The organism is Novosphingobium panipatense (assembly GCF_900182875.1).
In the GTDB taxonomy this organism is placed as follows: domain Bacteria; phylum Pseudomonadota; class Alphaproteobacteria; order Sphingomonadales; family Sphingomonadaceae; genus Novosphingobium; species Novosphingobium panipatense.
Genome location: NZ_FXUI01000007.1, coordinates 15,257 through 34,434, shown reverse-complemented (window position 1 = coordinate 34,434; position 19,178 = coordinate 15,257). Strand labels below are relative to the sequence as shown.

General features: G+C 64.0%; 17 protein-coding genes. 5 read left to right on the top strand and 12 right to left on the bottom strand.

Annotation, left to right across the window (positions count from 1 at the left end):
* Nucleotides 1-32: 32 nt before the first annotated feature.
* Complete coding sequence (locus QOL62_RS12195) at nt 33-2,663, bottom strand: coiled-coil domain-containing protein (RefSeq protein ID WP_283406459.1); 2,631 nt, start codon at nt 2,661-2,663, stop codon at nt 33-35.
* Nucleotides 2,664-2,731: 68 nt separating this feature from the next.
* Here QOL62_RS12195 and QOL62_RS12190 point away from each other — a divergent pair, with 68 nt between their 5' ends.
* From QOL62_RS12190 to QOL62_RS12175, 4 genes are all read left to right on the top strand, one after another.
* Nucleotides 2,732-2,905, top strand: coding sequence for a hypothetical protein (locus QOL62_RS12190; protein ID WP_283406458.1), 174 nt, complete (start codon nt 2,732-2,734; stop codon nt 2,903-2,905).
* 77 nt (nt 2,906-2,982) lie between these two features.
* Nucleotides 2,983-4,164, top strand: a complete 1,182-nt coding sequence (locus QOL62_RS12185; protein WP_283406457.1) for a hypothetical protein — start codon at nt 2,983-2,985, stop codon at nt 4,162-4,164.
* A gap of 35 nt (nt 4,165-4,199) precedes the next feature.
* On the top strand, nt 4,200-5,138 hold the full coding sequence (locus tag QOL62_RS12180; RefSeq protein WP_283406456.1) for a hypothetical protein: 939 nt from the start codon (nt 4,200-4,202) through the stop codon (nt 5,136-5,138).
* Nucleotides 5,139-5,146: 8 nt separating this feature from the next.
* Nucleotides 5,147-6,508 (top strand): sensor histidine kinase, encoded by a 1,362-nt coding sequence (locus QOL62_RS12175; protein ID WP_283406455.1) that lies wholly within the window; start codon nt 5,147-5,149, stop codon nt 6,506-6,508.
* A gap of 1 nt (nt 6,509) precedes the next feature.
* On the opposite strand, the gene QOL62_RS12170 is transcribed toward QOL62_RS12175, so the two are convergent.
* The 3 genes from QOL62_RS12170 to gltX all read right to left on the bottom strand — a co-directional run bounded on the left by QOL62_RS12170 (nt 6,510) and on the right by gltX (nt 9,613).
* Nucleotides 6,510-6,707 (bottom strand): hypothetical protein, encoded by a 198-nt coding sequence (locus QOL62_RS12170; RefSeq protein WP_283406454.1) that lies wholly within the window; start codon nt 6,705-6,707, stop codon nt 6,510-6,512.
* Between the two features lie 159 nt (nt 6,708-6,866).
* Nucleotides 6,867-8,150, bottom strand: a complete 1,284-nt coding sequence (locus tag QOL62_RS12165) for a citrate synthase (protein ID WP_103730607.1) — start codon at nt 8,148-8,150, stop codon at nt 6,867-6,869.
* 11 nt (nt 8,151-8,161) lie between these two features.
* Nucleotides 8,162-9,613, bottom strand: coding sequence for a glutamate--tRNA ligase (gene gltX, locus QOL62_RS12160; RefSeq protein ID WP_283406453.1), 1,452 nt, complete (start codon nt 9,611-9,613; stop codon nt 8,162-8,164).
* On the opposite strand from gltX, the gene QOL62_RS12155 reads away from it, so the two are divergent.
* Complete coding sequence (locus QOL62_RS12155) at nt 9,527-11,857, top strand: ComEC/Rec2 family competence protein (RefSeq protein ID WP_346770690.1); 2,331 nt, start codon at nt 9,527-9,529, stop codon at nt 11,855-11,857. The two genes, gltX and QOL62_RS12155, sit on opposite strands and share 87 nt — an antisense overlap.
* A gap of 47 nt (nt 11,858-11,904) precedes the next feature.
* Here QOL62_RS12155 and lexA read toward each other — a convergent pair whose 3' ends face one another.
* From lexA to QOL62_RS12115, 8 genes are all read right to left on the bottom strand, one after another.
* Nucleotides 11,905-12,597 carry a transcriptional repressor LexA gene (gene lexA / locus QOL62_RS12150; protein ID WP_283406451.1) on the bottom strand — a complete coding sequence of 231 codons (693 nt, stop codon included), beginning with the start codon at nt 12,595-12,597 and terminating at the stop codon, nt 11,905-11,907.
* 96 nt (nt 12,598-12,693) lie between these two features.
* Nucleotides 12,694-13,914, bottom strand: a complete 1,221-nt coding sequence (locus tag QOL62_RS12145; protein WP_283406450.1) for a molybdopterin molybdotransferase MoeA — start codon at nt 13,912-13,914, stop codon at nt 12,694-12,696.
* Nucleotides 13,911-14,396: a cyclic pyranopterin monophosphate synthase MoaC gene (gene moaC / locus QOL62_RS12140; protein ID WP_283406449.1), complete on the bottom strand. Its 486-nt coding sequence runs from the start codon at nt 14,394-14,396 to the stop codon at nt 13,911-13,913. The genes QOL62_RS12145 and moaC overlap by 4 nt, the downstream gene beginning before the upstream one ends.
* Before the next feature lie 31 nt (nt 14,397-14,427).
* Nucleotides 14,428-15,219: an indole-3-glycerol phosphate synthase TrpC gene (gene trpC / locus QOL62_RS12135; RefSeq protein ID WP_283406448.1), complete on the bottom strand. Its 792-nt coding sequence runs from the start codon at nt 15,217-15,219 to the stop codon at nt 14,428-14,430.
* A 10-nt stretch (nt 15,220-15,229) separates the two neighbouring features.
* Nucleotides 15,230-16,228: an anthranilate phosphoribosyltransferase gene (gene trpD / locus QOL62_RS12130; protein ID WP_283406447.1), complete on the bottom strand. Its 999-nt coding sequence runs from the start codon at nt 16,226-16,228 to the stop codon at nt 15,230-15,232.
* Entirely contained in the window at nt 16,229-16,834 is a 606-nt protein-coding gene (locus QOL62_RS12125) for an anthranilate synthase component II (protein ID WP_103730614.1), read from the bottom strand.
* Nucleotides 16,831-17,610, bottom strand: coding sequence for a phosphodiester glycosidase family protein (locus QOL62_RS12120; RefSeq protein WP_283406446.1), 780 nt, complete (start codon nt 17,608-17,610; stop codon nt 16,831-16,833). The genes QOL62_RS12125 and QOL62_RS12120 overlap by 4 nt, the downstream gene beginning before the upstream one ends.
* 37 nt (nt 17,611-17,647) lie before the next feature.
* On the bottom strand, nt 17,648-19,159 hold the full coding sequence (locus tag QOL62_RS12115) for an anthranilate synthase component I family protein (protein ID WP_283406445.1): 1,512 nt from the start codon (nt 19,157-19,159) through the stop codon (nt 17,648-17,650).
* Nucleotides 19,160-19,178: the final 19 nt, after the last annotated feature.

Sequence of the window (19,178 nt, the reverse complement as noted above, 5' to 3'; positions counted from 1 at the left end):
CGAAGTTCCAGGCGCTTCGCCCGCACCGATGCTTAACTGCGCAGCCGTTCGATGCCCTGCGCAAGGGCCACGTAGAGCTTGCCGAGATCCGACGACAGGAGCGTCACGCCCAGTGCGTTACCGTCCCGTGTGGACAGGACCTGGCGAAGAATGCCTTCAAAATCATGAATGTAGCGGCTGACATTCGCACGGAAGGCATCGTCTCGTTCGAAGATCTGCTGGATCGCCTTGGCTTCGCCGGCCTCGAGAAGGGAGACGGCGCGGCGTGTGAAGATGCCACGGTCGCCGCGCAGATAGGCCGCCCATGCGTCGTCGGCGATATCGCTGGAAAGCACTGTGGCGATGTCGATCGCGTTGGACTTGAGCGAATCGGTGATCACCGCTGCGCGCCGCGCGAAGTCGTTATCGACCTGCTCTTCGGCCCGCTCGCGCGCCTCGGCGACGCGGCCTTCGAGATTGCCGACGAGTTCGTCCACCTTCTCCAGTTGCTCGCGCAGTTGCGCGGCCGCCTCGCGCGTAACGCCTGAAGCATGGGCCACGGCCTGTTCGAGTTGCCCGGAGACCTCGGCGGCTTTGGCACGCATGGCCCTGTCTATGGCCGCCGCGCTGTCATTGGCGAGATTCTCCGCAACGCGGTTGATCCGTTCGGCGCTGTCATCCTCTATGGAGGAGACTGCGTCGTCGAGGGTGGTACCAAGCGCGGCGAGGGCGGCGATCAAAGCTCCGCCGGCCCTGTCAGCGGCTTCCTGGGTCGCAGCGTCGATCTCGCTGACGCTTTCCTGCAGGCGAACGAGGAGCGCCGCATGGTCTTCCGCCCGGGCGGAGATATCTGCATGCGCGTGCGAAACGCTTGTGATCAGTGCATCCAGGTCGCGACCGGAGTTCCCGATTTCGGCGGTGACCTCCTCGCCCTCACGAGCAGCCTGCTGCAACTGCGTGAGCACCACGCTCATGGTTTCCTGCAGGTGGCGCAGCCGATCTTCGGAGAGCGCAAGCGCTTCGGGCAGGGCGTGGTTGGTCTGGCGGGCGCTCGCCTGAAGGAGTTCCAGCAAGCGTACGCTGTCTTCAGCCAGCTTTTCGACCTCTTCGTCCGTCACGGCGAGCGTCGTCCGGGCCGCAGCAAGTGCGTCCGTCAGCGTCGACAGACTTGAGCTGAGCCGACCTTCGGCCTCTCCTGCCTGTGCTGCGATCGTTTCCATGCGCGCTTCGAAACGTCCGAGTTCCCCGGTTACTTCGCTCGCCCTTTCCGCAAGCATTGCCGCCTGGATCCGGTGCCGTTCCAGGCGTTCGGCTATCGAGGCGTCGAGGTCGCCAAGCATATGGTCGATCCGGGCAATGGCATGGCGTTCCTGCTCAACCTGGCGCGACTGGCGATCCTGCGCTTCCATGGCGAGGCGCTCCGCCCGCAGCCCGATCGCCTCATCGATCTGGCATGCCTCGGTCGATATGGCTGCGAGCCGCTCACACAAGGCGTCGATGGCGCTCTGGTGCGCCTCGGCGATCGCCACGCCGGCAGCGGTCTGTTCTTCCGAAAGGTTCGCCAGCGACGCCCTTAAGGTCTCGGTTGCTCTTTCCTCGGCTTGTGAAAACGCCCGGGTGACCACATCGCTCTCGTCGCGCAACGCGACCAGGCGGGCGCGAAGCGATGTGAGGCTTTCGGCCTCGTTGTGGTCCAACTGACGGCGTGTCTCGTCGATCTCTTCGCCCAGGGACTTCGCGCGAACGCGGATGGCGGCGAGAGCTTCGACTTCGTGCTTCTCGAGCTGGCTGCGGAACTCTTCGCCACGCGCCCGCAGAGCGGCGAACCGTCCATCGGCCAACGCTTCGAGCTGGTCGCAGCGGGCGATGAAGCCCTCCAGCGTCTCGTTCACCTGCTCGCGCAGCATGGTGACCTGGCGCGTGCTGGCGGAGCCGAACTCGTTAAGGCGATTGAAGCCGTGGATCATGTCCTCAAGGTTACCATGCGCGGTTCGCCCCGCATTGGCGATGTTGTTGGTCACGTCCTTGGCGGAACTGGCAATGACCGGAAGCTGGCCGCGCAGCTTCTCCATGTTCTCCAAAGCGGCCGCACTGACGGTGCTGATCGATTCCACGCGCGTCCCGTTTTCCCGCACAAGCTCCTGCAGGCGGTCGGCGTTCTGCGACAGGCGTTCGGTCGCCAAGCGGCCCAGCGTCTCAAGATCGCGCGACTGTGCCGCGATGAACTCACGCGCGAGGCTCAACTCCCGGTTTACGGCGGTCAGCCGCGTCTCCATGCGGGCGGACTCAACCGAGAGCGCACGTGCGACATCACCAAAGCGGCGGCCTTCACGCGCGCTGTGTCGCATGAACAGCAACCACGCGACGCCGATCAGGAGAACGGGAACCGTCCACTCCACTACAAGGGTCGGAACGCGGGCCAGCGCCAGCCCGGGCGAAAATGACGGGAGACGTGCTGCGAGGAACAGACCGGTCCATGCGGCGACCGCAACGCCCGCCGCGGCGGGAGCCGCCCAGGGACGATAAGTCAGTCCCGCCGGCTCCCCGCTGTCGGACGAGTCCGCCAGATCCGCACCGTCATCCAACGACACGCTATCTGTGGCAGATCGCGTGTCGTCCGCTGCAACTTGCGCCTCCGGCATTTCACCGTTGCCGAAGGCGATGATCCTGTGTTCCCCAACCATGCCTGAAGATACCACGGCCGTCGGAGCGATAAACCCCACTTTAGGAGTTATGCAATTAAGCTGGGGAAATGGCGCAGGAGGCAGCGGCCGAGCGCCGCATCGCGCCTGCGGCAAGCTTTCACTCGGCGCGGCTGTGGAATTTGGCGCAGGCGGCATGCGATGCGCCGCCGGAAGAACCCATCTCCGTTTGGAAGCTGAAGGCGTACTGGCCGAAATATCCGGGAACTGAGCGGTCGCTTTAACTTGGCACCTGCGCGGCGGCTGCCTACATCTAAGGCTGGGTGCTGGAGTTTCGAATTTGCGGATTGCCTTGTTGGCCATGATGGAGCCTGCCGTAACAGGGCAGCCGTTCCCCCGCGCGTTCCTGCGCGTGGCAGGCAGCAGCGTGGCGCAGCACCAACTTGGAACTGTCATCGCGCTCGGCTGTCAGCGGGTGATCTGCATGGCGAGAGGCATGTCGCCGGAACTGGCGGCCCTCCAACATGACGCTGAAGATGCAGGCCTGCAGTTCGCGGTCGTGACGGCGGCGAACCAGCTGTCCGGTCTGGTTACCGCGGCAGATGAGTTGGTGGTGATTTCCGAAGGCCTGTTTGCTGACGCGGCGCAGACCGTCTCCCTACTGGAAGGCCATGCGCCCGTCGTTCTGGTCCAGCCCGTAGAGGGTGCGCTGGCTGCCGGGTTCGAGCGTATTGACATCAACCGGGCCACCGCAGGTGTGATGAGAGCGCCCGGTTCGCTCGTGGAGCGACTGCACGAGTTGCCGATAGACGTCGACGCCGTTTCAGCGCTGACGCGCATTGCGCTGCAATCAGGCACGACGATGCGTGAGGTTCCCGCCGCAGCGCGAGCGGGCGCGGGTTGGCGCATGATCCGCAGTGAAGCCGAAGCCTACGCACTTGAAGACGAGTGGATGCGGTCGCGGTTTGCGCAGGATGGTGCCCGTACGCCCGGCCGCACGATCGCTCGCTTCGCGGTGCTCAGTTTCGGCTCTTCGCTGCTTCACGCCGGTAATGCGAGCGACGTTGTGTCGGTGGCCGTCATCGTCACCCTGCTCATCGCGGCGGGTGCGGGGTGGCTGGGCGTTCTGTGGTGTGCTTTCGCGCTGGTCGCGGTCAGTTGGCTTCTCGTCGAGGCAAGTCGTCTGCTGCGAGCGGCCGAGCGACAGGCGCTTGGACAGCCTGCGCCGCCGATACCCCGTGCGGACGCTCTGGTCTGGCTGGTCGACGTAGCCTTTGCGGGACTGATTCTTCTCGATACGCCCCGTTTCCCCGGCGAACCGGTCCTGGCGTGGCTTTGTACACCTGCAATTCTGTTGATGCTGCTGGTCCTCCTTCCTCGCGTTGCTGCCGGACGGGTGAGTAGCCTGGCAGGTGATAGGGCCTTGCTCGGATTGTTACTGGCATTTGCATCCGGTTTCGGTCAGGTTCTGCTGGTCGTGAAGGGGCTGTCCGCGTGCCTTGTTGCTGCCGCATTGGTCCTGCCACGTCGCCGCGACGCATAACCTTGAATTAACTTGATGACGGTTAGACGGATCATATGACCGATCAAGCCGCTTTCCAGGCTGACTTACCAGGCGCTGAAGCCGCGCTGAGGCGCGAGCTGGCGCGGGGCGACGCTGTGGGGGCGGCCGCGCTGCCGGTACTGCGGCATCTCGTGGCGGCCGAGGAAACGGCACTTCTCAGTGAAGAGGTGCTGGCCCGCGTTCGCGGCATGCTGGCTGACGTTGCGTCGCAGGTGCTCGATGGCCTTATCGGAGACACCGACAGGGGGATGCATGCGCCGGACGATGTTGGCCTGCTGACGCGTACGTTCCTTCAGGACGAGCGCTTGCTGCAACACGTTCACGCGCTGGCGCTGGAGTGGCAACTCACCGAAACACTCCAGGAGAGCATGGCCCTCGATCCCGTGAGCCCTCCGCTGCTGCAGAGGCTTTTGCAGGATGAGCAGTTGGGTGAGCCGGCTCGCCGGTTCCTGAAATCTCAGGCTCAATGGTGCCAGGCTCAGCGGCGCATGGCTCTTCCGCTGGCGGAGCTGCCGCTGAACGTGTTGCAGAGCGCGATCGAGAGCCTGCGCAAGCTCGTCGGAGCCGACGCGGCGTTGTCGGCGCGCGTGTCCGACGTGGAAGCGCGCGTGCGAAGGATTCGAACCGAAGTTTCCGGTCGCCTGGATCTGGCCCTGCTCCTGTGCGACGGGTTGAAGCGGCGGGATCAGGTCCTCTCAGTCTGTGAGGCCGGACTGGCGCTTTTCTGCTCGGGTCTTTCCCGGTTCTCGGATCAGCCGCGCGACGTTCTCGTCGTTTCTATACATCCCGGGCGCAGTACGCGGTTGGCGCTGGCCTTGCTGGCGGCGGGAGCGAGCCACCGTATGGTGGAGACGCAATTGCTGGTTCTTACGCCCCGGGCGCAACTGCCGTCTGGGCTCGACGGTATCGACGCCGGCCGTGCGGCTGCCCTTCTGACAGCAGGCGTTCGATGAACCTGCCCATGGCTACCGTCCTGGCCCGTGCCACGTCCGACGAGCAGGACCGCATGCTCCACGCCGAGGAGCCACTCGCAGGGTTGCAGATGCGCTGTGGCGGGGAACTGCCGGGCACGATAGCGGTGCCCGAACTGCTCGATCTCGTTCGTACGGTTCGGCGGATAAAGCTGCCTCTCGGACGTACGATACGGGCGCAGGACGGAAGCGATACCATCGCGGCCTGGATCGAAGCGGAACCGGCGGGGGACGGCTGCGCGGTACAGGTGAAGTCCTGGCAGACGTCCCCCTGCATGCCGGAAGACGGCGCGGCTGCGGAACAGCGCCGGGCGACGATCGATCGCCATCTCGCCGAGTTGTCGGCGTTTCTGGACTCCCGGCAGAGGCTGCTTGCCGCGTCAACGGCATCGCCTGAGCTGGAGCCGGTCGCGGCCGCTATGGAGCGAGGCACTGGCCAGTGCTGGACCACCTTCCTGCCCCCGGCAGACATGACCTGCCAGCAGCCGCTGCACTGGCGCCTTCTGGACGGCATCAAGGTCGATGTCCCCGGCGCTTCCCGGACATGGCGCGTTAGGCTGATACCGCAGGCGCGTCCCGGTCACGAGCCATCAGGATTTGAACTTCTCCTGCTGTCCGAAACGGCCCCTCCGGAAGACAGTACCGGACAGGCGGGAATGCGGCCGACGCATCGCCGCAGCCTGGTCGGACAAGACCTGGCTCCCGTCCTCAAGCAGCCGATCGCCCGGATCGTGGCGAATGCGGAGACGATACGCACGCGTCTGGCAGGACCGCTGCCCGATGCTTACGCCGAATACGCTGGTGAAATCGCCGGGGCGGGCAAATTGCTGCTCGGGCTGCTTGATGACATGGCGGACCTTGAAGCGCTTGAGGCGGACGATTTCTCGACGGCTGCCGACTTCATCGAACTGGGCGAGGTCGCTCGACAGGCGGCCGGGATCCTTGGTGTCCGCGCGCGCGAGAAGAACATCGCGATCCGGTCACCAGCGGACAACGAGGTGGCGCCCGCGCGCGCCGAGTTCCGTCGGGTCCTGCAGATACTCCTCAATCTTATCGGCAATTCGATCCGCTACTCCCCGGAAGGTTCCGGCATCGACCTGACGGTGGAGATGGATGGCGCCTGCGCTCGTGCGATCGTGCAGGATCAAGGCCCGGGCCTCAGTGCCGCCGAACAGGCGAGGGTTTTCGACAGGTTTGAACGTCTGGGTCGCAGCGGCGACGGCGGATCAGGCCTTGGCCTTTATATCTCCCGCCGACTGGCCCGCGCGATGGGCGGCGATCTCACAGTCGAGAGCGCGCCGGGCGAGGGCGCCCGCTTTGTGCTTGCGGTGCCGGCGGAACCCGAAGGCTGATCTAGGTTCGGCGGGCGAGCCACACCACGATGCCGCCGACCATCGTGAGGATGGCGCCGCGGATCGCCCACCCTCGATCGCCCACCATCACGTTCCCCTCAGGCCAGCGCAGCACGGCGGTGCCCTGAAGAGCCACGATCACTCCAAAGACGACCGCCGCAAGTCCGAGGATGACGGCAACGAAGCGGATGAATGGCATGGTCCGAGCCCCTTTTCCCGTTCGCATAAGCGTATGATGCGACGGCATCATGGCACTGGGCCCTGTTCGTTTCTATCAGCCTGAAACGAAAAAAGGCCCCCGCAAACGCGGGAGCCTCCTTCCTGTCGACCGCAAACGTCTGCGGTGATCCCATCTTGATCAGCGCTTGTCGACCGGAACATAGTCGCGCTGAGTCGGGCCGGTGTAGAGCTGGCGCGGACGCCCGATCTTCTGGCCTGGATCCGAAATCATTTCGTTCCACTGTGCGACCCAGCCGACCGTCCGAGCCAGAGCGAAGAGCACGGTGAACATGGTGGTCGGGAAACCGATCGCCGAAAGGATGATGCCCGAGTAGAAGTCAACGTTCGGGAAGAGCTTCTTCTCGACGAAGTACGGATCGTTGAGAGCAATCTCTTCCAGGCGCAGCGCGGTTTCGAAGAGCGGATCATTAACCTTGAGCGCGTCGAAGACCTCGCGAACAGTGGACTGCATGACTGTCGCACGCGGATCGTAGTTCTTGTAGACGCGATGGCCGAAGCCCATCAGGCGGAACGGATCGTTCTTGTCCTTGGCGCGATCGATATAGTGCTGAATGCGGTCGGGGGTGCCGATTTCCTTCAGCATGTTCAGCGCAGCTTCGTTGGCGCCGCCGTGTGCCGGGCCCCAGAGGCAGGCGATGCCGGCCGCGATGCAGGCGAACGGATTGGCGCCGGAAGACCCTGCCAGACGAACCGTCGAAGTCGACGCGTTCTGCTCATGGTCGGCGTGAAGGATGAAGATACGGTCCATCGCCTTTTCGACGGCGGGGATCACTTCGTATTCCTCGGCGGGAACGCCGAAGGTCATGCGCAGGAAGTTGCCGGTGTAGCTCAGCTTGTTGTCCGGATAGACGAACGGCTGGCCGACCGAATACTTGTAGGCCATCGCGGCGATGGTCGGCATCTTGGCGATCAGGCGATGCGAGCTGATCTTGCGATGTTCTGGATCCGCGATGTCGGTGGAGTCGTGGTAGAAGGCCGAAAGGGCGCCGACGACACCGCACATGATCGCCATCGGGTGCGCGTCACGGCGAAAACCCTGGTAGAAATGGCGAAGCTGCTCGTGCAGCATGGTGTGGCGGCTGATCGTGTACTCGAAGTTCTCGAGTTCGGCCTTGTTCGGCAGTTCGCCGTTCAGGAGCAGGTAGCTGACTTCCATGAACGACGAATTCTCGGCGAGCTGGCCGATCGGATAGCCACGGTGGAGCAGAACGCCTTCGTCACCGTCGATGTATGTCAGGGCCGATTCGCAGCTCGCGGTAGAGGTGAAGCCGGGGTCGAACGTGAACTTCCCCGTCTGGGCGTAGAGCTTGCGGATGTCGATGACGTCCGGACCGACGCTGCCTTTCAGAACCGGGTATTCGAAGTCCGCGCCACCAGCGCTCAGTTTAGCCTGATCACCCACCTATTATCTCCTTATGCCTGCGACCCGGCGGGTTCTTCAGTCTGCGCGGCAATCCGCGCAAGGCTTTCGTCCCGTCCGAGCAATACAAGTACGTCAAAAATTCCCGGCGAGGTCGTTTGACCCGTCAGGGCTGCCCGCAAGGGTTGCGCGAGCTTGCCGAGGCCCAGTCCAAGGTTCTCGGCCATTGCTTTCAGATTGGCTTCCAGTCCCTCGAGAGTCCAGTCATGCAGACGGGACAGGCTCTCATGGATCGCCGCGAGGCGCTGTCGCCCTTCGTCGCTCAGGAGAGCCAGCGCCTTCTCGCTCATGGCGAGAGGACGCTTGGCGAACAGGAAGGCCGAACCTTCTGCAAGTTCGTTGAGGTCCTTTGCGCGGACCTTGAGCACGGGCATGGCACGAACGAGAAGCTCTGCAGCATCGTCGCCTTCCACACCGTCGAGACGGGAGAGGACGAGACCTGCAAGCCGAACATCCTCCGCCTCACGCAAGTAATGTCCGTTGAGATTCTGCAGCTTCGCCACATCGAAGCGGGAGGGCGATTTGCCGACATCGGCCATGTCGAACCATTCGATCGCCTGTTCGCGCGAGATGATCTCGTCGTCGCCATGGCCCCAGCCGAGGCGAAGCAGATAGTTGAACAGCGCTTCGGGCAGGACGCCCATCTCGTCACGATAGGCATCGACACCCAAGGCGCCGTGACGCTTCGACAGCTTGGCCCCGTCCGCGCCGTGGATGAGGGGAACGTGACCGTAGACCGGCTCATCCCAGTTCATGCCGTGAATGATCACCAGCTGGCGGAACGCATTGTTCAGGTGGTCATCGCCGCGCAGCACATGCGTGACGCCCATGTCGTGGTCGTCCACCACCACCGCCAGCATGTAGGTCGGCGTGCCGTCGCTGCGGAGGATGACGAAGTCGTCGATCTCTTCGTTCTGGACAGTGACCGCACCCTGTACGAGATCGTTGATCGTGGTCTGCCCTGTGCGCGGCGCCTTGACGCGCACGACCCACGGCTTGTCATCCGGCCAGGTCGAAGGGTCCGCATCGCGCCATTCGCTTTCCACGCGGAACGGCCGACGCTCTTCCTGCGCCTTCTGACGGCGTTCGGCCAGTTCGTCGCTGCTGAGGTAGCAGCGATAGGCTCTGCCGCGTTCCATCAGTTGCGCGGCAACCTGTGCGTGGCGGTCTGACCGTTCGAACTGAAAAACCGGCGCTTCATCCCCGTCGAGGCCGAGCCAGGAGAGTCCATCGAAAATGGCATCAATCGCGGCATCGGTGGAGCGAGCGCGGTCGGTGTCCTCGATACGAAGAAGATATTTCCCGCTATGGTGACGGGCAAAAAGCCAGTTGAAAAGGGCCGTCCGGGCGCCGCCGATATGCAGATAACCGGTGGGCGAGGGGGCAAAGCGCGTCACGACGGCCTTGCTGCCTGCCGCTCCGCCCGATGCACTGCCGCTTGCCATCAACTCGACCTTCCTGTCCTATACGCGGCCATGGGGATTCAAGCCGCAGTCTTTGAAAATTCGCTCACGGACGCGTCCGAAGCCGCTGCATTGCAGCATGGGCCATGGACCTGCAAGCGCCTCTTGTCGAGGGGTTTGGCCGCCTCGGAAAGATTTCTTCACCAAGCAGGATTCGAGCAGGGACCGTGGCTCTCCGTCGCCTTCGGTGCGGGGATAACCGCCTGGTTTGCGTTGCCTACGCCCATCTGGTGGGCAGCCTTCCTGGGCATCGCCCTTGCGTTCATTGCAACTGGCTCCGCGTCCTTTTCCGCCCGTCAGACTTACCCTTATCTTCTCCGAGGGACGACTGCGGTAGTGTTGATAATGGCGGGTGGCCTATCGGTAGCGTGGGTCCGGTCGGAACTGGTTGGAGCAGCGCCGATCGAGCGGCCAATCTCCGGTGTCTTCGAAGGCCGGTTGCTTGGTATAGAGCCGCAACCCGCCCGGGGCCGCGATCGCCTGCTGCTGGCTATGCGCGATCCTACCACAGATTCGGGCCGTGCAATCAAGATCCGCGTCAATCGGGCTCGCGATGGATCCCACCTGCGGCTGCAGACGGGGGACGTGATCCGCTTTCAAGGAAGGTTGATGCCGCCTGCGCCGCCAATGCTGCCGGGTGCTTACAACTTCGCCCGCACGGCGTGGTTTTCCGGCATCGCTGCGACCGGGTCGGTTCTCGGCCCGGTGCTACATGTTGAGCGGGGCCGCCCGGCGGGACGGCTTGCCGAACTGCGCCAGAAGCTTACGGACCACGTCCGCAGCCGGATCGGCGAAAGCGCCTCAGGGCTTGCGGCCGCCTTTGTAACGGGTGACCGGGGTGGCATAGTGGCTGTGGATGATCAGGCGATGCGGGACTCAGGCCTCGCGCACCTTCTCTCCATCAGCGGCCTGCATGTGAGCGCTCTTGTGGGCGCCGTGTATCTTCTGGTCCTGCGGCTTGCTGCGCTGTTCCCGTGGCTGGCGCTCAGAGTCCGGCTGCCCGTTCTCGCCGCGGGCGGCGGTGCGCTGGCGGGCATCGGCTACACGCTAATCTCAGGGGCGGAAGTGCCGACCGTGCGGTCCTGCGTGGGTGCCTTGCTGGTGCTGATCGCCCTCGCGCTCGGGCGTGAGCCTTTGTCGCTGCGGATGCTGGCGGTGGCGGCCTTCTGCGTCATGATGCTCTGGCCAGAAGCGGTGATGGGTCCGAGCTTTCAGATGAGCTTCGGGGCGGTCCTCGCCCTGGTTGCGATCAGCGGGGCAGCGCCGGTTCGCCGCTTCATGGCGCCACGAGACGAGGCGTTGATCATCCGCGCTCTGCGCAGCCTGGTCTTGCTGCTTGTGACCGGCATCGTCATCGATCTGGCGCTGATGCCGATCGGGCTTTTTCACTTCCACCGCGCCGGCGTATACGGCGCGCTCGCCAATGTGGTGGCAATTCCGCTTACGACCTTCATTGTCATGCCTCTGCTGGCCGGAGCGCTTCTGCTGGATCTCGTCGGAGCGGGAACCCCCCTCTGGTGGTTGGCCGCCCACGCCATCGAGGCCCTGCTGGCACTTGCCCATACGTTCGCTTCGCTGCCAGGAGCCGTCAACCTGCTGCCTGCGACCGGCAACGGCGCATTCCTCGTCTTCATCCTCGGCGGACTGTGGCTCGGCTTATGGAGCGGTCGTGTGCGCTGGCTTGGCCTGCCCCCGGCGCTAGGCGGAGCCTTCCTGTTGGCCATGTCACCGTCTGCAGACATTCTCGTGCCGGGCGACGGCCGACAGGTCGGCGTGGTGGAGGAGGGCGGGCAGCGGTTGTTCCTCCTCAGGAACAGCGACGGCGGCTTCGTGCGCGACAACCTGATGGAATTTACCGGCATGGAAGCGGAACCTCTTTCTCTGGCTCGCTGGCCGAATGCCCGTTGCAACCAGGACTTCTGCACCTTCACCATCGTACGTGAGGGCAGGAACTGGCGACTGCTCTTGTCACGCGGACGCGATACCGTCCCCGAGCGCGCGCTTGCCGCCGCATGTGAGCGCAGCGATATCGTCATAGCGGATCGCTGGCTGCCCAGGAGTTGCCGCCCCCGGTGGTTTAAAGCCGACCGCCGCAGTCTGAAACAAAGCGGAGGACTTGCTATCCACCTGGGTGAGCAGAGGATCGACACCGTCGCTCAAACCCAGGGAGAACATGGGTGGTGGGTAAGGCGTCCCGACGCCTTGGACAGGCCGCGGCGGCCTTAAGTCGCCGCATCCTGTTCCTCAACGTCCGTCATCGAACGAGGTTTTGTTCAGTGATAACGGCGGAGCAAACCTGCCAGCTTGCCTTGGACCTCAACCTCGTCCGGTCCGTAGATCTGCGGTTCATAAGCGGCATTCGCAGGGTCCAGCCGAACCATGCCGGCTTCGCGACGAAGGTACTTGAGCGTCGCTTCTTCGCCGCGGACCAGCGCGACCACAATTTCACCGTCCCGGGCGGAGCTGGTGCGCTTCACCAGCGCAAAGTCGCCGTCCAGTATGCCAGCTTCGATCATCGAATCGCCTGAAACCTCAAGCGCATAATGTTCCCCGGTGCCCAGCAGCGCTGCAGGTACCGGCAAGGTCGACTGCCCTTCCAGCGCCTCGATGGGAACGCCAGCGGCGATCCGGCCGTGCAGAGGGATTTCGATGACGTCATTGGCGGGTTGCGCGGCGGGACGACTGGTGGCCGGCGCTGACTGGTCATTGCTGTTCGCCGCCATGGCGGGGCGCGTAGCGCGAAGGCTCGCGTCATCCGGCTGACGCAGGACCTCGAGAGCGCGGGCCCTGTTGGGCAGGCGTCGAATGAAGCCACGCTCCTCAAGCGCGGAGATGAGCCGGTGCACCCCGGACTTCGACTTGAGATCCAGCGCCTCCTTCATCTCCTCAAAGCTGGGAGAAATGCCGCTTTCGTCGAGCCGGGTCTGAATGAACCGGAGCAGTTCGTGCTGCTTGCGCGTCAACATGGTCGCTGCCTTTTCGTCGGGTGCGAACGGGAAATCGATCTTCTGTTCTCCTAGTGAACATTCGGAGAACAAGCAAGCAACGAATTGCACCCGTTTTCACATCGAACCGGCACCCTCCAGCAGGAAGACATGGACGTCGTCCCCCGGTACAGCGGCCTCGGCAAGAGGCAGTCGGTCGATCAGGGCGTTGCTGGCGGCAAGAGAGGAGAGTGCTCCGCTGTCCTGAAGGGGATTCGGGCAGACGAATTCACCATCCCATGTGCCGCGCAGGAATTCGCGGCGGTGACCGTTCTGGCGAAGCGGTGCCGCGATCCTGGCCTTGCAGCGGATGGGCAGCACCCGGGCCGCACCCGCTGCTGCCCGGAGAAGCGGCAGGAGAAACATGTAGGCGGTGACGTAGCTGGACACCGGGTTGCCGGGCAGACCGAGTATGACCTGTACTCGCCCATTCTGCTTACGCGTGGCGACGAGGATGGGCTTGCCGGGCTTGATGGCGACCCGCCAGAAAGCGATGTCCGCTCCCCAGCTTTCCAGCGCCGGGCGTATCAAGTCGTGATCTCCAACGGATGCCCCGCCCGTCGTGACGATGATGTCGCACCCGGCCGCGCGGTCGAGAGCGGCAGTGAGATCTTCCACGGTGTCGGCAACTGGTCCTAGCCGCAAGATCTCGCTTGCGAGCGGCGCGGCGAGAGCTGCCAGCATCGTGCCGTTAGTTGCGGGGATCTGGTGCGCTTCACAGCATTCCGGATCAGCTGCCAGTTCGTCACCGCTGTCGACAATGGCAATGCGGGGAAGACGGTGGACGGCCAGATGCTTGTGACCGGCCGCCATCGCCAAAGCGGCTTGCGCAGGGCCGATCCGGATTCCCGACGCCAGTATCTCTTCGCCTGCTTTGAAATCCATGCCGCAGCGCCGGACGTGCTTGTGCGGCGGCTCCGGCGGCGTTCCCGCGAGAGCGATGACTTCACCATCGCGCGCGAGATCTTCCTGAAGGATCACGGCGCCTGAGCCCGCGGGAAGAAGGGCACCGGTTGAGATTCGCACCGCTTCGCCCCGTTCGAAGTTTCGCGGGTAGGGGTGACCTGCAGCACTTTCGCCCACCACGCGCCAGGGCCCGGCCATGTCGTCCGGCCTCACCGCGTACCCGTCCATGGCGGATAAATCAGCGGCAGGCTGCGTTCGCCGTGCCTGGAGGGCTCCGGCCAGATAGCGGCCGAGGGAGCCTTCAACATCGACACGTTCGGTCGCCAAAGGTGTGACGAGGCGCAGAAGCCGGCTCTGCGCTTCTTCAAGAGAGAGCAGCCCCGGCGACGTCACGCGCTGTAGCCTTCCGCAATCCAATGGCCTGATTTCCCCCCCGTCTTCTCCACAACGCGTACCTCGCCGATGACCATCCCCTTGTCTAAGGCTTTCGCCATGTCATAGATTGTCAAAAGCGCCACAGAAGCTGCTGTCATGGCTTCCATTTCTACACCGGTCGGGCCGGTGAGACTCGCCGTGGCTCTGACGTGGATGGCACGGTCGTCGAATCGGAAGTCTAAGTTGACGGCGTCCAGCATCAACGGATGACACATCGGGATCAGCTCAGCCGTGCGCTTCGCTGCCATGATGCCGGCAATTCGTGCGGTGCCCAGAACGTCGCCCTTGGGGGCGTCACCCGCCTGTATGGCCGCCAGTGCAGCCGTGCTCATCGCGATCTGCCCCGCTGCCACGGCGGTCCGTTGCGTGGAAGGTTTGGCGCCGACATCGACCATCCGGGCGGTCCCCTCAGCATCGATGTGCGTCAGAGATTTCGTCATATCCGGCTCCGAATGGCGTGAGGAAGAATGGTCAGATTCCCGTCAGGAGTGCGCGTGTGGCAAGCTCCACATCAGGCTGGCGCATGAGGCTTTCTCCCACCAGGAAGGTGCGCGCGCCGCACCGCGAGAGGCGTTGCAGGTCCGCATGACTGTTGATGCCGCTCTCACTGACAAGCAAAGTACCGTCCGGGGCAAGAGGAGCCAGGCGTTCCGTCGTGCCAAGATCTGTGACGAACCGCTTGAGGTCGCGATTGTTGACGCCGATGAGCCGTGACTTCAGGCGGCTCGCACGGTCCATCTCGGCTTCGTCATGAACTTCCACCAGGCAGTCCATGCCACGCTCCAGCGCGGCAGCTTCGATTTCAGCCATGAGAACATCGTCGAGTGCGGCGACAATGATCAGGATAGCGTCGGCCCCCATAGCGCGCGCTTCGGCGACCTGCCAGGTGTCCACCATGAAGTCCTTGCGGATGACCGGCAGCCTGCATGCGGCGCGCGCGTCCATCAGATAATCTTCATGACCTTGGAAATAGGGTGCGTCCGTGAGGACAGACAAGCACGCGGCGCCGCCTCTTTCGTAAGCTACAGCGTGCTCCGCAGGGCGAAAATCAGGCCGGATCAGCCCCTTAGAGGGCGAAGCTTTCTTGATTTCCGCGATGAGCGCGAAGCCATTAGCCGCCCTGGACCGCAATGCAGCCTCGAACCCGCGGGGTGCACTTTCCTGTGTCGCCCTGTCATCAAGGTCGGCAATCGTCGCGAAACCTTTGCGAGCGGCAACTTCCTCACGCTTGGTGTCGCAGATTTCGGTCAATTTGTCGGCCATGTAGTTCCCGTCACGAACGTGTTGCTGCGATCCAGCAGTCCAGCAGGGCTTTTGCGAGCCCCTTGTCGATCGTCTCGGCGGCTTCTTCCACGCCGTCGCTCCAGCTTTCCACTTCGCCTGCGACCAGCAAGGCGCCAGCTGAATTGAAGAGCACCGCATCCCGGTAGGGACCATGCTCACCAAGAAGAAGCCGGCGCAGCGCTTCGGCGTTGTAGGCCGGATCGCCTCCGCGAATGGCTCCGATCGGAGAGGTCGCGAGGCTCGCGTCGCCGGGGTTCACACGGCGCATCGAAAGCTCGCTGCCGCGAATGTCGGCAACCTCATTGCCACCAGCGATGCTCAACTCGTCGAGCCCCTCATCGCCCGAAATGACCATCGAGTGATCCGTTCCAAGACGCAGGAGGGCATCGGCGTAGATGGGCACGTACCCGGGACGGGCAATGCCGACGAGTTGGCGTGAAACCCCCGCCGGATTCGCCAGTGGCCCCATCAGGTTGAAGATCGTGCGCCGGCCGAGCGACTTGCGCAGCGGCATAAGCCGTCCCAGCGCGGGGTGATGCCGCGCCGCGAACAGAAAGCCGATGCCGATTTCGGAGAGGGTGGACTCGGCCGTTTCAACAGCGCGATCGAGGTTGAGCCCAAGCGCCTCCAGAGTGTCGGCCGCGCCCGCCTTTGAACTGGCGGCACGGTTGCCATGCTTGGCCACGGGCACGCCCGCAGCCGCCACCACGAGGGAGACAGCGGTGGAGACATTGAGTGTGTGGTGGCCGTCGCCTCCCGTGCCGCAGACATCGATGGCGGTCGCGGGAGCCGTGATCGGCACCATCCGCTCTCGCATCGCACGGGCCGCACCCGCGATCTCGGCTGCAGTCTCGCCGCGCTCCGACATGGCGATCAGGAAGGTGCCGATCTCGGGTTCGGGCACCTTGCCGTCGAGGATAGCGCAGAAGGCCGTGTGTGCGTCTTCCTCAGCGATGGGGTGAAGCGGGTCGGGCAGGTCAACCACCATTCACACCTCCACGGATGAGAGGCGTTCGGGCAGCCTGGCTTCGATGCCACAGTCGCCGAGGAAGTTCGCCAGCATGGCGTGGCCATGCTCGGTGGCGATGCTTTCCGGATGGAACTGCACACCATGGATGGGCAGGCTTGCATGGCGAAAGCCCATTACATGCCCGTCGTCGGAGCGGGCGTTGACGTGGAGGCAATCCGGGATGTCTTCAACGATCAGCGAGTGGTACCGCGTAGCCGTGAACGGAGAGGGGAGGCCTGTGAAAACGCCGGTGCCATCATGTGTGACGGGTGAGGTCTTGCCGTGCATCAGCCCGCCGCGAACAACCTTGCCGCCGAAGAACTGGCCGATGGACTGGTGACCGAGGCACACGCCGAGCAGCGGCACTCCCGCCTCAGCCGCAGCGCCGACCAGCTCGAGGCTGATTCCAGCTTCGTTAGGCGTACAGGGGCCTGGCGACAGCAGAAAGCCCGCAGCCCCGCTGGAAATCGCATCTGCGGCAGACAGCGCGTCATTGCGCACGACCTGGACTTCGACGCCGAGTTCCATGACGTAATGGACGAGGTTCCAGGTGAAACTGTCGTAATTGTCAATGACGAGGATCATGTGTCCGCTTTCGTCCTTTTCTCGACGACGATCAAGGGGCCGAGACGCGGTCCGCCGTCCACGCGGCCATGCTCGGGGTCCCAAAGGGAGGAGACGCTACCGTCAAGAAACAGCGCGTTCGGGCATTTTAACGTGTCTCGAAAGTAGCGGGCAAGCTTGCCGAAGGACACGGGTTCATCGGAGATGACGAAGTGCGCCCGGCCCTTATTGTCTATGCCTACACCATTGCGCAATTTCAAGGACTTGCCGTCGGGGTCTATCTTCGGATGGAGGTTGCCGTCGATCACCAGCATGGGGCCCGACTGGGTGCCGAAGTCCGGCCGGTCGTGCACCGATTGCTCGAAGTCGGTGCTGGTGCGGATCTGCCACTTGCCGTTGGTGTCTCCAAAAAAGACCCCATTCGGCAGCAGGTGAAAGTTTCCAAAGCCCTCGTTGGTATTGAGCGATTTTCCCTTCTCGCCGTCTTCCACGTAGTAGCCGATGGGTCCGCCCTCGGCATCGAACATGCCGCCGTTCATCGCGAAAGCGACCGGCGCGCTCCGGTCTGGGCGATCGACGGCGAGCTGGGAGAGGCTGCGGTAGGGTTGACCGCCTTTCGGGCCCACGACCGTCCTTATCCCGTGCCGCCCAGGCACTGCCACGCAGTGCGTGAAGCTCACGCCTTCGAAGCTCGTCCCCTGACAGGAAGGCGGGGGCGGTGCGGTGGGCTGGCGGGCTGGTTCGCTGGAACAGGACGCAAGCACGCACAGGGCCGATGCAGCGAGCGGCTTCAGCATCGCAGGGCAAATGCCCGACGAAGCACAGCTGCTGGGTTCACTGGCCGAACCCGGGTTCCCCGGCAACGCGAATGGCTTCCCGCGCGGCGGCGAAAAGGGCGCCGCTCTTGGCTTCGCACTCGCGCTGCTCGTAGTCAGGATCGCTGTCCGCAACGATGCCGGCGCCCGCCTGAACATGGAGGACGCCGTCCTTGAGAACGCCGGTGCGCAGCACAATGCAGCTGTCGACAGAACCGTCAGGCGCGAAGTACCCGACGCCACCGGCATAGGCGCCCCTGGTTTCGGGCTCGAGCTCTGCGATTACCTCACAAGCCCGCACCTTGGGTGCACCCGAGACCGTCCCGGCTGGAAATCCCGCGAAGACGGCATCGAGAGCATCGTGTCGCGCCGTGTCGAGCCTGCCCACTACGTTCGACACGATGTGCATGACGTGGCTGTACCGCTCGACCGTGTAGCTGTCGGTGACTTCGACGGAGCCGGCCGCGGCGACACGGCCGACATCATTGCGACCCAGATCCAGAAGCATCAGATGCTCGGCGCGCTCCTTGGGATCGGCCAGGAGGCTGATTTCGTTACTCCGGTCCTCGGCGGGCGTCTTGCCGCGCGGGCGCGTGCCGGCAATGGGACGGATGGTTACCTCGCCTTCGCGGACACGGACGAGGATCTCCGGGCTCGAACCGATCAGCGCAAAGCCTGGGAAGTCGAGATAATAGAGGAAGGGCGACGGATTGACCCGCCGCAGGCTGCGATAAAGCGCCAGCGGCGGAAGCGGAAAGTCGCAGGTGAAGCGCTGGGCCAGCACCACCTGGAAGATATCGCCGGCTTCGATGTACTCCTTCGCGCGCAGAGCCATCGCCTTGTAGTCCGCCGGAGCCACAACCGCGGTCTGCACGGGTTCCGGCAGGTTCACGGCCGCCGGAGCGGCAGGCGCGGGTGCCGCGAGACGGCGCAGTGCGGTGTCGATGCTGTCCGATGCCTGGTCAAGTGCGCTGCCGGGATCCTGAACGCCGGGCCACACAGGCGCGACACAGAACAGTTCGTCCGAAAGCCTGTCGAAGATAAGTAGGAGAGACGGACGCACGAATAGCATGTCCGGCACTTCCAGCGTGCTCTGAGGCGCGCGCGGAAGCTTCTCGACCAGACCAATGGTCTCGTAGCCGAAATAGCCTACCAGGCACGCCATGGCCTTCGGAAGCTCGGCCGGAACGTCGCAGCGACACCGCTCGACAAGGGCGCGAAGCTCGGTGAGGCTGTCCCCTTCCAGAGCCGAGAAGGCGTTGCGGTCCTGTTTCCACCGTGTGTTGATTTCGCAGGTGGCGCCGCTCGCCCGAAAGACGAGGTCGGGATCGAGGCCGAGCAGGCTGTAGCGGCCGCGGGTCTCTCCGCCCTCGACCGACTCCAGCAGGAAATCGCCGCGGCCGTCCTCGATCAGCTTGAGAGCAGCGCCGACAGGCGTTTCCGTGTCGGCAACCAGTCGGCGCCAGACCAGGGCAGGACGGCCTTGCTCAAGCTGCGTCTGAGCCGCCCGGCGGTCGTAATGGCGCTGCATCGCTATTCCTTCGATCCGA